The organism is Nocardia sienata NBRC 100364, assembly GCF_001613205.1.
Classification (GTDB): domain Bacteria; phylum Actinomycetota; class Actinomycetes; order Mycobacteriales; family Mycobacteriaceae; genus Nocardia; species Nocardia sienata.
On record NZ_BDBX01000045.1, the window covers coordinates 17230 to 28657 of the forward strand.

At 69.0% G+C, this 11428-nt stretch carries 13 protein-coding genes; 2 read left to right on the plus strand and 11 right to left on the minus strand.

All coding sequences use genetic code 11. The features are described from left to right. Nucleotides 1–262: 262 nt before the first annotated feature. From NS4_RS23295 to NS4_RS23310, 4 genes are all read right to left on the minus strand, one after another. Nucleotides 263–1540, minus strand: a complete 1278-nt coding sequence (locus NS4_RS23295) for an FAD-binding oxidoreductase (protein ID WP_063061639.1) — start codon at nt 1538–1540, stop codon at nt 263–265. A 101-nt stretch (nt 1541–1641) separates the two neighbouring features. Then, nucleotides 1642–1845, minus strand: coding sequence for a hypothetical protein (locus tag NS4_RS23300; protein WP_063061640.1), 204 nt, complete (start codon nt 1843–1845; stop codon nt 1642–1644). Beyond that, entirely contained in the window at nt 1842–2777 is a 936-nt protein-coding gene (locus NS4_RS23305) for a hypothetical protein (protein WP_063061641.1), read from the minus strand. The genes NS4_RS23300 and NS4_RS23305 overlap by 4 nt, the downstream gene beginning before the upstream one ends. A gap of 217 nt (nt 2778–2994) precedes the next feature. Further along, nucleotides 2995–3756, minus strand: a complete 762-nt coding sequence (locus NS4_RS23310) for a sporulation protein (RefSeq protein WP_063061642.1) — start codon at nt 3754–3756, stop codon at nt 2995–2997. 159 nt (nt 3757–3915) lie between these two features. Here NS4_RS23310 and NS4_RS23315 point away from each other — a divergent pair, with 159 nt between their 5' ends. Together NS4_RS23315 and NS4_RS23320 are read left to right on the plus strand one after the other, a co-directional pair. Continuing rightward, a complete protein-coding gene (locus NS4_RS23315; RefSeq protein WP_063061643.1) occupies nt 3916–5229 on the plus strand; it encodes a hypothetical protein in 1314 nt (437 codons plus the stop codon). After that, complete coding sequence (locus tag NS4_RS23320; protein WP_063061644.1) at nt 5226–6110, plus strand: DMT family transporter; 885 nt, start codon at nt 5226–5228, stop codon at nt 6108–6110. Before NS4_RS23315 ends, NS4_RS23320 begins: the two co-directional genes overlap by 4 nt. Here NS4_RS23320 and NS4_RS23325 read toward each other — a convergent pair. The 7 genes from NS4_RS23325 to NS4_RS23355 all read right to left on the minus strand — a co-directional run bounded on the left by NS4_RS23325 (nt 6019) and on the right by NS4_RS23355 (nt 11387). Beyond that, nucleotides 6019–6744, minus strand: a complete 726-nt coding sequence (locus tag NS4_RS23325) for a phosphoribosylanthranilate isomerase (RefSeq protein ID WP_084487625.1) — start codon at nt 6742–6744, stop codon at nt 6019–6021. The two genes, NS4_RS23320 and NS4_RS23325, sit on opposite strands and share 92 nt — an antisense overlap. A gap of 22 nt (nt 6745–6766) precedes the next feature. After that, nucleotides 6767–7492, minus strand: coding sequence for a lysophospholipid acyltransferase family protein (locus NS4_RS23330; protein WP_063061645.1), 726 nt, complete (start codon nt 7490–7492; stop codon nt 6767–6769). 124 nt (nt 7493–7616) lie between these two features. Further along, a complete protein-coding gene (locus NS4_RS23335) occupies nt 7617–8660 on the minus strand; it encodes an ROK family protein (RefSeq protein ID WP_084487626.1) in 1044 nt (347 codons plus the stop codon). After that, nucleotides 8657–9151, minus strand: coding sequence for a hypothetical protein (locus NS4_RS31655; RefSeq protein ID WP_084487629.1), 495 nt, complete (start codon nt 9149–9151; stop codon nt 8657–8659). Before NS4_RS31655 ends, NS4_RS23335 begins: the two co-directional genes overlap by 4 nt. Continuing rightward, complete coding sequence (locus tag NS4_RS23345; protein ID WP_084487627.1) at nt 9148–10446, minus strand: ArsA family ATPase; 1299 nt, start codon at nt 10444–10446, stop codon at nt 9148–9150. Before NS4_RS23345 ends, NS4_RS31655 begins: the two co-directional genes overlap by 4 nt. Before the next feature lie 80 nt (nt 10447–10526). Continuing rightward, nucleotides 10527–10964, minus strand: a complete 438-nt coding sequence (locus NS4_RS23350) for an SRPBCC family protein (RefSeq protein WP_063061646.1) — start codon at nt 10962–10964, stop codon at nt 10527–10529. A gap of 42 nt (nt 10965–11006) precedes the next feature. Then, a complete protein-coding gene (locus tag NS4_RS23355) occupies nt 11007–11387 on the minus strand; it encodes a hypothetical protein (protein ID WP_063061647.1) in 381 nt (126 codons plus the stop codon). Between the last annotated feature and the right edge of the window lie 41 nt (nt 11388–11428).

An 11428-nucleotide genomic window follows, 5' to 3' on the forward strand; every position in this document is an offset into this window, starting at 1 on the left:
CACCCGCACGACGAAAACCCCGCTGACCTTCCGGGCAGCGGGGTTTCTCCTGTGTTGGGCGTGTCTTCCGTGGCCGCCCGCCTCGGCTCCAGAGCGCGTGGACGTGCGCGGGGCGGCTGCCGTCGATGGAGCGGCGACCGTTGAGTACTTACGGTGCTGCGGGCCCGCCTGGGCTCGGCCGGGCACACGCCCGCAACACGTTCCGACTACTCCGGATGGTCGGCGGTCCCGCCCCGCCGAAGGCGGGGCAGATGGACACAGCTCAGTCGACCGATTCGTAGCGAATGCTGTTCTCCGAGCGGCAGATCTCCTCGATACCGGTGACGATATCGCGCAGCTGTTCCGACGGCAGAGCGTGCGGGCGGAGCCGGCAGGTGAAGGTGATCAGGCCGTGGTCGGCGGCGGGCAGATTATTGGCGGCGGATTCGGCCCGCAGGTACGGCGAGCGCACCCCGTAGGTCATGGCCGAGATCACGGTGAAGCAGCCGGTACGTTCCCGGTGGCCGTTGAACAGATCGTGCAGCCGGTAGAACACCGACGTGTAGTTGGACAGCGGGGCGAAAACGCCCACCCGGTAGGCCGGGCCGCGCTCGGAGGAACTGATCACCGTATCGGCGAGATATTCGGCGTCGCGCAGGGTCAGGACCTTGGGGGTGAACATCACCGCACCCGCGGCGGCATTGCGGACCGGCATACCGGCCTTACCGGGAGTCGCCGAGGCGATGGCGCCCAGCGATTTCCGGGCCCGGCTGCCGACCTCGCGACGGGCCCGCAGCGAGCGGGTGGGCGCGGTGGGGTAGAGGCTGGACCACTGGCCGAACCGCACCGTACCGAGCTGCATCTGGCCCGCGATCACCGGACGGGACACCTTGAGCGGGGCGGTATCCACCCAGCGACCCACCTGTAGCACCGCGTCCCGGGGGCGGGTGACCTCGGCGTAGGCGTAGTCCACGAAACTGTCGAAATCCAGGAAGCGGTGCGAATCGGTGGACAACCAGGTGTTGTCCTTGTCGACCTGCACGGTGTCGAGGGTGAGCGCGGTGATGATGCCTGCCCGGCCGCCGGCACCCAGAATGCGATGGAACCGTTCGGTGTGGTGGGTCCGTCCGCAGGTGCCGATCCGGCCATCGGTATCCACGTACTCGAGGTCGACGATCTGGTCGATGAACAGGCCGTGCCGGTGCGAGGCCGTACTCACCCCGCCCACCGAGGCGAACCCGCCCGCGGTGATGTCGCGGTGATCGCCGACCACGGGCAGACCCAAACCGTGCGCGCTGAGCCGCCGGTCGATATCGGACAGGCGCGCCCCCGCCTGGACCCGTACCGTACGGCGGCCGAGATTGAGATCGACGATCGCGTTCATACGGCGCAGCGAGACCACGGTCTGCTGGTCGGGCAGGGTGAGGCCGTCGGTGGCGGGATCGCCCCCGTGAACGGTGAGCGGCCTGGAGCGGTCCCGGGAATTCCGCACGGTGCGAACGACATCGGCGGTGTCGCGAGGCAGGTACTCGGCAGGAGAAACGATGTGCGGCGTGCTCATGGCACGAAAGCTAACCACAGCTGGGCTGCGGTGGCGATACTGGGTTTTCGGGACCCCGGCCGAGTCCCGCCGCCCGAGCGTTCGTACGGACGAATCGGTGGTCAGGAGCCGAACAATTTCTCCGCGCGAGCCCGCCACTCGGCGGAGAGTTCGCGCGCCCGGCGGTCGAATTCCGCGCGGTCGGCGTCCGGCCAGGTGTCGGCGTCGAGGTCCAGGCCGCGTTCTGTGGCGAACTGCACGAAATGGTCCGAGGTCGCCTTGCTCCGCTGCCGGACGAATTCGCGCTCGGCCGCCGACGGACTCACAGCTTCTTCATCCCGTACCAAGTCGAACCTCTCATCAGCTTTTCGCCGAGCTTCCCGTCGGCGCCTTGGAGTGTAACGATTTCGGTCGGGGAAGGTGCGAGGGAGTACGGCTTGGCGAGGCCCTCCTTGAGCGCCGCCAGTTCGGCACGGTCGGCCGCGGAGAACTCGTCGGTGCGCGAGATCATATCGTCGATCCGGGCAGTGAGATTCTCCACCGATATCCGATACCGGGTCGAATCCGGATCCCAGTCGTAACCGGCACGGGCCCAGGCGACACCACCGTCCTCGTCTCTAGCGCATATCTCGATCCGGTCCACCCCGGAGCGGCGGTAGTAGTTCTCCATGGAGTTGGAGAACGCGAGGGAGAAGCCTTGGCCGCGGTAGTCCTCGTGCAGTTTGAAACTTTCGTGGTTTGCAACGAGTCTGCCGTCGGCGTCCCGGAAGTACTGACGGTGGAAGTCGCCGATCGGGTTGCCGTCCGCATCGAAGATGTCACCGCGTAGCTCGAGCTGGAGTTGTTCGTAGCCGTCGTCGTAGCGTTCGACATACATCGCGCTCACATCGCGGACGTGGTACGGCCCGAACTGCCGCTCCAGCCCCTTCAGTGCGCTTTCGACATCGAAATCCGGATCGTGTAGGCCGCGGTCGAGCAACCGGTCGAGGCGCGGCAACCGGTCGAGGTTCGGGGTGGGCGGCCGCTTCGGTACCGAAGACGAAGATCGGTCCGCCGGGCCTTCGGCGAAGTGGTCCTCGTCCACTGCGCGCCGGGCCAGCTCGGAGGCCCGGGAATGCGTACTTCCCGCGCCCTCGACGCGAGCGGATATACCGCGGATGGCCCGTTGCGTGCCCTCGGCCCCGGTCGCGACCGCGCCCTCGAGCGCCTTGGACACCTCGCGCACGATGTTGTTGTGGCCCGAACTCTTCCGCGTCATTCCCGTATCCGAAGGTCGTTGGGAAGCCTCGTGATACCGCCCCCGGCGGCCGCGCAGCCGTCCTCGACGGAAGGATACCGGCTTGCTCCGGCGGTGATCACCTCGGTATTCGGACGCGCCCATCTGCGGCCGGGCAGCGACCCGGCCGCAGATGGGCGCGCCGGGCGCGGTGTGCCGAAGAGGACGGCTCACCGATGTACCACCGGGCGAGCGGGTTTCAGCTCAGTAGCTGGAGTCGCCGGCCGATCTCCGCGACCCAGTCCACCTGCTCGAAGGTGGCGAAATCGACCCGAAGCGCGTCCATGACATCGCGGCCGGGCGCGAAGAGCGCGGCGCGTTTGTCGGCTTCGATGACGACGTACATTCCGTGCGGGTCGGCCAGGAAGGTCACCTCGAGCTGGTTCAGGCGCGGGAAGCGCGGTGAGGGGCCGAATTCGATCTCCTGGAAGAACGGCAGCGAATGGGGGATACGGTCCACCCGGCCGACCTCCACATCGGCGTGCCGCAGGCCGAATCCCCAGGCTTCCACCGCCGCCAGCACGACGTGCTGGGGCGGCAGCGCACCCACGCCGATGGGGTCGGTATCGGTGGCGTCGAAGCCGCCGTCCACGTCCACCCGGGTACGGACGGCGACGGCGGTCCCGTGCAGATGCCGGCCGTTGTAGAAGGTGAGAGGTGTCTCCCATGGAGCGAGCAGTTCGAACCGGCCTTCCAGCGGATATCCGGGCAGCAGTTCGAACGGGCCGAAGACCGGCTGCCGGGCGAAAGCCATATCCACCAGCGCCTCGCCGTCGTTGTATTCGCGTTCGGCCCGCGTGATCAATTCCACCGCGACGCCTTTCACCCGGATCGGCCGATCGTGACAGCGCATCCGGATGATCCCGTGCACCGCCTGCCCGGGCTGCACGCCGGGAGTGGACAACTCGGTCTCCACCTCGGCGGTATGGGCGCCGAGCGCGCCCAGCAATGTCCTGAACATCGAAATTCTCCCTCCGGCCCCGCCCGCACGTCTCCCGCCGCCGTGCATCGGTCCACAGCGTAGACGTAAATGTCCGTCCGCGCGCTGCCCGGGCGGTAGGGTGGTCGAAGTCCTTGAGCGCCTGTGCAATACGGCTCGAGGGATGGGAGGGAGGCCGGCGTGTCCAATATCGATCAGCGGATCGGGTGGGCCGTGGACTGGTTGCATCGGGGCCAGCTCGGTGACCGGCACGGCGGCGCGGGCTGGGGCTGGGTCTCCGATGTGCCGCCGAATCCGCAGAATACCGCCGAGGCGGTGGTCGCACTCACCGCCGCGGGACGTCCGGTGCCGCGAGCCGACGAGGTGCGCGCCCTGGTGCGGCGCGATGTGGTGGACACCGACAGTGGGGCCTGGGAGTTCCGGTCGCCGATCGACCTGTCGTGGCGGTTGCGGGCGCTGAGCTGCCTGGGTGTCGCACCCACCGATCCGGCGGTGGTGGGGTGTCTGCGGGAACTACAGTCCAAACGGGACCCGCAGACGCGGGGCTGGCGGTTGTCCGGCCCGGTGGGGCCGGTCTCATTGACCGCCACCACCGCCGCACTGCACGCGCTCGCGGATCTGGCCATCGCCGACGAAACCGCCGCCGAGGCATTGCTACACGGCACCTCCCTCGTGGTGACGCTACTACTGGAAGACGATCCGCGGATCCAGCCGATGTACGCCTGCGCGCACGCCGCGCTGGTGCTGTCCCGGCCGGAGATCGCGGTGGTGGGTGGGAAACGGGTCGACCGTGTCCGGGCGCTGACCGTCGAACGAATGCTGGACGGATTGCGGCGCGGACAGGCGCGTGTGGAGGAGGAACCGTTCCGCCGCGGCGAGGTCGCCGACACCTGGCGGCATCTGAGCCTGCATCTCGCGATATGCGCGGTGGTCACCGCCGACGAGCGGACGGTTTTCGATCCCGGGGTGCGCCGCGGCCTGGTGGAACTGCTGGAACTACAGGAGACCCAGGATTTGGCAGCGGCCCGTGGCGGTTTCCGCACCTCGACCGAAGGTTTCGTGACCTCCTATGCGACGGTGCAGGGGCTGGAGGCGATGACCGCGGTGCGCCGCATGGTCGACGAGCGCGTCAACCCCGCCACGGTGTTCGACATGATCTGCCGGGAACAGGGTGTGCATCCCAGAGACGCGCAGGAAGTGGTGGGGTACCAGGGGGCCGTCGTGCTGATGAACAACTACGCCGGTGCGATGACCCTCGCCGCGGCGCTGCCCGCCGGAGTCACGATCGCGGTGCTGGCCGTGCTGTTCGCCGACGAACTCGGTGTCGTGGTGAGCCGGTCACTGGTTGTGTGGGGAACGTTGTTCGTGGCGCTGGGCACCTATACCGGGATCGCGACCCGGTTACCCTCGGTGCCCAAGGCGCGGACCGCAGCGGCGGTGTTCGCGGCGTTCACCGCGGTGATCCTGCCCGTGGTGACCTTCCTGCTCTCGTGAAGAGCACCGGCCGCGGCCTGACCCTGCTGGTCTCGGCGACCAGCCTGTGGGGCGCCTCCAGCGCGGGTATCGCCGGGGTGGGCGCCGAGGGCTTCGCGGCGGCGCCGGTCGCGGCCGGCGGCGCGGTGGCCCTGCTGGCATTCGCGATGGTGCGCGGCACCGACCCTTGGCGAGATCTGCGGAACTCACCCGGCCTGTTCCTGCGGCTCGGTGTGCTCGAGGTCTTGAACCTCGTGTGCTACGTCGCCGCGCTGCATATCGGCCCGCTGCCCGTGGTGGTGGCGTTGCATCTCACCGCGCCGGTGCTGATGATCATCACGCAGATCGTGCGCGGTAGGCGGGCGATCACGGTGGCCGTCGTGGCGGAACTTCTGGCCGTGGGCGCGGCGATCTGGCTGGTGGCCGCACACCAACCGGCGGGGACCGCGCTGGGACCGGCGCTGGCCGGCTGTGTCCTCGCGGTCGCCAGCGCGGCCTGTGTGGCCGGACTGATCACGCTGGTGGTGCGGGAATCGGCGGGCCGGCCCAGTGGCGCCGCGGCCGGACTGCAGTTGCTCACGGCATCGGTGCTGGGTGCCCCGCTGCTCTGCTTCGCCGCGTTCACCGGAACGGGACCGACGCCCGGCCAGGCGCTGGCCCTCGCGGGGATCGGCGCGGTGCTCCTGGGCCCGGGCTTCGCCTGCTACTGGCTGGCGCTGCGCGACCTCGACGAAGTGGTCGCGGGACTGGTGGGACTCAACGAGGCGGTGGTGGCGACGATGATCGGGGCAGCGGTCGTGGGGTCCGATATCACCGCGGCGACCCTGCTCGCTGGAGCTCTGGTGCTCGGCGCGGTGGGACTGGAACTGGCCGGCCCCGATCGCTTTCGTGTGCCGTCTTGACGAAGGCCTGGCAGGCCGTGAAATCCTTGTCCCCGCTCTCGGTCTCCACGCCGCTGTTCACATCGACACCGAAGGGGTGCACCGCGGCGATCGCCTGCTCCACATTGTCGGCGTTCAAGCCCCCGGCGAGGATCACCGGTCGCCCGATCCGGGCGAGTTCGCCGACGATCCGGGCACTGATCGACCAGTCGTGGGTGTGGCCGGTCCCGCCCAGTCGGTCGGCGGTCCGAGAATCGAGCAGCACCGCGTCGGAGTCGGCCGCGATCTCGCGGGCCCGGGCCACCGCGTCCGCGCCGGTCACATGGACCGCGCGCACGATGGTGCGCCCGTGTGCCCCGGCGTGTACGGCCCGCAGCGTCGCGCGATCGACGAGGCCGTGCACCTGGATGGTGTCCACACCGACCCGGTCGGCCAGCCCGAGGATGGCGCCGGCCTCCTCGAGATGGGTGACCAGGACCCGGTTCACGAACGACGGAGTAGCCGCGGACAGTTCCGCGGCCACCTCGGCCGTCAATGCATCTTCGCTGTAATGGGTTGTCCCGCAGATGAAACCGATGGCGTCCGCGCCGGCGGCCACGACCGTCTCCAGGTCCGATCGGGACCGGATACCGCAGATCTTGGCGCGAACCGTCATCCGACCATGGTACGCGTCGCACTCAGCTCGCGGCGGACTCCGGAATGCGCGGGAGATGGGAGGAAGGGCCCGAGGGCACGTTCTTCTTCAAGCTGGAGGCGTAGACGTCCACGTACTCCTGGCCCGACATCCGCATCAGTTCGTACATGACCTCGTCGGTGACCGCGCGTTCGACGAACCGGTTACCGCCCATACCCTCGTACCGGGAGAAATCGATCGGCTTACCGAACTTCACCGTCACCTTGCGCCGCCGCCACCGGAACGGTCCGGGCGGGCTCACCTCGTCGGTACCGATCACCGCCACCGGGATCACCGGGACCCCGGTTTCCAGGGCCAGCCGGGCCATCCCCGTCTTGCCCTTGTACAACCGGCCGTCGGGAGAGCGGGTGCCTTCCGGGTAGAGGCCGACCAGGCGGCCTTCGTCGAGCAGCTTGCGTGCCGCGTTGAGCGCGTCCTCGGCGGCATCGGCGCCACTGCGATCGATCGGGTACTGGCCGGAGGCGCTGAAGAAGAACTTCTGGAACCGCCCCTTGAGGCCGGGGGTGTTGAAGTACTCGGCCTTGGCCAGATAGTTGATCCGGCGTGGACTCGACAGCGGAGCGAAAAGCCAATCCGCGAACGAGAGATGGTTCCCCGCCATGATGGCCGCGCCCTCGGCCGGGATGTTTTCCACGCCCTCCACCTCTGGTCGGTTGTAGAGGTGGATGAACGGACCCAGCAGCACAAACTTAAGCAGCCAGTAGAACATGACGTCCTTACTCCGAGAACCGGGATGGAATTTGGGGGAATGCCTCGCCACGCCGACTCTACCGCCGGTCACAGATCACATCAAAGCCCCGCGAACAATGTCACGCATACTCGCTGCCGAGATTTCACCAGTGCGTTTCGGTTACGTGAACGTGACGAGATTCTTTTCCGGGTTCCGAGCCGGAGCCCGGGTCGTGGACTCCGGCGATGAGCGCGGAGCGGGCGAGCTCGGCGGCGCCGATCATGCCCGCGGCCTCGCCCAGCTGGGTGGTCCGGATCCGGGCCAGCGGCCGGTGGCCGTGGCCGGTGAGCGCCGCGGCGTATTCTTCGCGGGCCTCGTCGAGGAACAGTGGCGCCGAACTGCTCACCCCACCGGCGATGACCACCAGGTCGGGGTCGAAGATATCGCCGACGAAGGCCAGTCCCAGCCCGAGCCACCGGGCGAAATCGGCCATCACCCGGACGGCGAGCGGGTCACCGTCGTGGGCCGCGTCGGCGATGCGGCGCCCGGTGACCGCACCGGGGTCGGCGACGAGTTCCCGGGCCAGCGGCGAGGGCGCGGTTTCGGTGGCCAGCAGTTCGATAGCGGTTTCGGCGAGCGCGGTCCCGCTGCAATACCGCTCCCAGCAGCCCCGCTTCCCACATCCGCAGTCGCGTCCCCCGGGGACCACCTGCAGATGCCCGAGTTCGGGGGCCACGCCGTGAGTGCCCCGATACAGGGTGCCGTCGAGCAGCAGCGCGGCACCGATTCCGGTACCGATCGCCACCAGTACCACGTTGTGCCCGCCGGCGGCGGCGCCGAAGCGGTACTCGGCCCACATCGCCGCGTTGGCATCGTGTTCGAGCAGGACCGGCAGGCCGAGGCGGTCGGTGAGCCGTTTCGCCACGGGCGCGTCCCGCCACGGCAGATGCGGGGCGAAGCGCACGGTGGTGCGGTCCTGGGAGATGAAACCGGCGACCGCCAGTCCGACGGCGTCGAGCGTGTGCCGGTCGGCGAGTTCGCGGACCGCGCGATCGAGCGCGGCCTCCAGCGCGACCGCCGAATGCGGGGTCGGGTACTGCACCGTGTCCAGGACCTCGCCCGCGGCGTCGACCACCGACGCGCGGATATTGGTGCCGCCGATATCGATACCGACGGTCAGCGGGGCACCGGGGCGGGAGCCGGTCACTGCTTGATGTTCACAGGTATGCCGACATAGCGCGCTTTTCCGGCATCCGCGGAGCGGCCGCCGGGCGGATTCACGGGATCGGTGCCGCCGGGCGCCGCGCCGGGACCACCGGCTCCGTCGGTGTCCCCGGGCGCCGGGTCGGCTCCGGTCGCGCCGGGGTGGGAATCCTCATGCGCGGTATCGCTTTCCGGCCCGTGCCGATGCGCCGTCACCGGATCCACCGGTACACCGGCGAGGGCCTCACGCAGCACCGTGACGATCGCGGTGCCGTGCGCGGCCACCGTGGCCAGTACCTCGTGATGTTCGCCGCGGACCAGTGCGGCCGCGGCGCACAGCGGGCACCAGGTGCAGTTGTTCCACTCGGGTTGCCCCCCGGCCGCCGCGTCGCGCAGGACCGGTTCGACGCGTTCCAGCACGGCTTCGGCGAGCAGCCGCAGTTCGTCGACGAATTCGGCGACGCCCTCGGGCTGGCGATAGCGGGTTCCGGTCACTGCGGCCACTCCTGCGGGTCGGGGCGGAAACGGATGACGAGGTATCCGTTGTCCAGCTCGGCGGTGCTGACGGTGCAGCGGCGTAGGACCGGCGCCAGGCGTAGCCGGCGGCGGATGCCATCCGCTCCCACGATCAAATCGTCCTCCACTCGTCCCAGGCGAAGGGTCGCCGGATCGGCGACCGGCAGATGAATTCGCATCGCGTACACCGAGTGCAACCCCGCACCCGATTCCAACCGCACCGCGGGCGCGGCGTGCGCGGTGCCCTCGCCCGGTACCGGCGCCGGGTCCGGATCCGGATCGTCGCGCACCACGCCCCCGCTGTCGAGCCGGACACCGTCGTATCCGCTCCCGGGCGTCACATCGGGCTCCGGGACCACGCACGACAGCGCCGCCAGCGGGCCCAGCCCCACCGGTTCGGCGCCGGTGTGCCCCGCGACGAGTATCGGGACCTCCGGCATCGACCGTTGCAACCCGGAGATCACATCCCACTGTTCGGCACAGCGGTTCAGATACCAGCGCACGGCGGGATGCTGCGGCTCCGGCCCCGGCGGCGGCACCGAGGCGAGCACCTTGTTGACCACCACCGCGTCCAGCCGCAAACCGAGCAGGGCCGTCGCCGAGCGCACCCGGGCGGATTCGGCGACCGCGACGCGTTCGGGCAGGGTGACCAGCCGGGCACTGGTGCGCTCGGAGTCGGCGAGCAGATCCCGGACCTCGCCGACCGCGGTGACGATCCGCGCTACGGTCGCCGCGAGGACGGCCCGGCGGATATCGGTGCCGATCGAGCTCATCATGCGGTGGTGCGGCGGCCAGACCCGGTCCAGATACCCGAGCACCGTCTCGGGCATGGTGACGATGCGCAGCATATCGGCCGTCGGCGGGCAATCCAGGACGATCGCGTCCCATTCGTCGTCGGCCACGTACTGGGCGATCTCCACCAGCATCAGCAGTTCCTGTACTCCCGGCAGGCCGGTGAGCTCGGCCGGGTCCAGGGCCGCCAGATCGAAACCGTGATCGTGACCAGGATCGGTGCGCAGCAATTCGGTGAGCGCGCCGAAACGCTCCTCGAGCAGCGCCAGCGAATCGAGTTCGATCACCTCGAGGCCCGGGACGACCTGAGTGATCCCGGGGACGGCGCCCGGATCGTGCGCGAACCGGAATCCCAGCGCGTCACCCAGTGAATGCGCCTGGTCGAGCGAGGCCACCAGAATCCGTTGCCCGGCCCGGGCACAACTCATGGCGCGTGCACACGCCAGTGTCGTCTTGCCGACACCGCCCTTGCCGACGAACATTTCGACCCGCGTGCGCGACCGGGCGCCGCGGGCGGGTCGGCCGCCGCCGCGGGCATCGTCTCCCGAGCGCTGCGGCCCGGTCAGCCTTCGACCCGTTTCTTCAGTTCCTTGAGCGCGGTATCGGTGATCACCTTCTCCGCCTTGCGTTTGAACATGCCGATCATCGGGATCGTGAGATCCACGGTCAATTCATATCGCACCTCGGTGGCGCCACCGGGCTGCTCGATGAGTTCGTAGCGGCCCTCCTGGGCCTTTTGCAGCTCACCGCTCACCATCGTCCAGCTCACGGCCAGATCGTCGGGCTGCCAGGTATACGACAGCACATAGGTGTCCTTGACCACGCCCGCGTCCAGCACGAAGCGCGCGGTACGCGCCCGGCCGCCGGGCCCGGTCTCCAGGACTTCCACCGATTTGGCCGCCGATACCCACTCGGGGTAGGACGCCAGATCGGCGATAACTGACATCACCTGCCGCGCGGGTGCCGCGATGACGATCGATCTCTGGGTCCGGTCGGCCATTGGGTCTCAGGGGTTCCTTTCGGCGATACGGTACGAAATCCGTCAGTTGTCGTGCGGAGCGACTCCGGCCGGGCGATCGTCTTCGAGACGGTCCTTGATCTCGAACGACATCACCTTGCCCGCCACCCGGCGAGCCCGGTTGGCGGCGGCCAGTTTGCGCGGCGGCAGCGGCTGCGGCGGTTCGGCGTGCAGGAAGTAGTGCAGGATCACCCCGTCCAGCGACGGTTCCAGCCACACCTCCATGGTGCCCGACAGCGCACCCGACACCGACCAGCGAATTCCTTTGTCGCCACGATCTTCCCGGACGTCCAGTTCGAGATCGGGCCACCAGCGCCGCCAGTGCCCCGGGCCCGCCAGCGCGGCCGCCACCGCGGCGCCGGGAGCGGCGAGGAAGGTTTGGTCCGCGACCTGGATACTGCTCACCCGGGTGAGCGTAGTAGATAGCGGAAAAGGCAATCATCGGC

Bases quoted from the DNA above. Each gene is read 5' to 3' on its own strand.
- NS4_RS23350 (WP_063061646.1), bottom strand. From the start codon at position 10,964: ATGGCCGACCGGACCCAGAGATCGATCGTCATCGCGGCACCCGCGCGG.
- NS4_RS23345 (WP_084487627.1), bottom strand. From the start codon at position 10,446: ATGTTCGTCGGCAAGGGCGGTGTCGGCAAGACGACACTGGCGTGTGCA.
- NS4_RS23325 (WP_084487625.1), bottom strand. From the start codon at position 6,744: ATGACGGTTCGCGCCAAGATCTGCGGTATCCGGTCCCGATCGGACCTG.
- NS4_RS23310 (WP_063061642.1), bottom strand. From the start codon at position 3,756: ATGTTCAGGACATTGCTGGGCGCGCTCGGCGCCCATACCGCCGAGGTG.
- NS4_RS23305 (WP_063061641.1), bottom strand. From the start codon at position 2,777: ATGACGCGGAAGAGTTCGGGCCACAACAACATCGTGCGCGAGGTGTCC.
- NS4_RS23295 (WP_063061639.1), bottom strand. From the start codon at position 1,540: ATGAGCACGCCGCACATCGTTTCTCCTGCCGAGTACCTGCCTCGCGAC.
- NS4_RS23330 (WP_063061645.1), bottom strand. From the start codon at position 7,492: ATGTTCTACTGGCTGCTTAAGTTTGTGCTGCTGGGTCCGTTCATCCAC.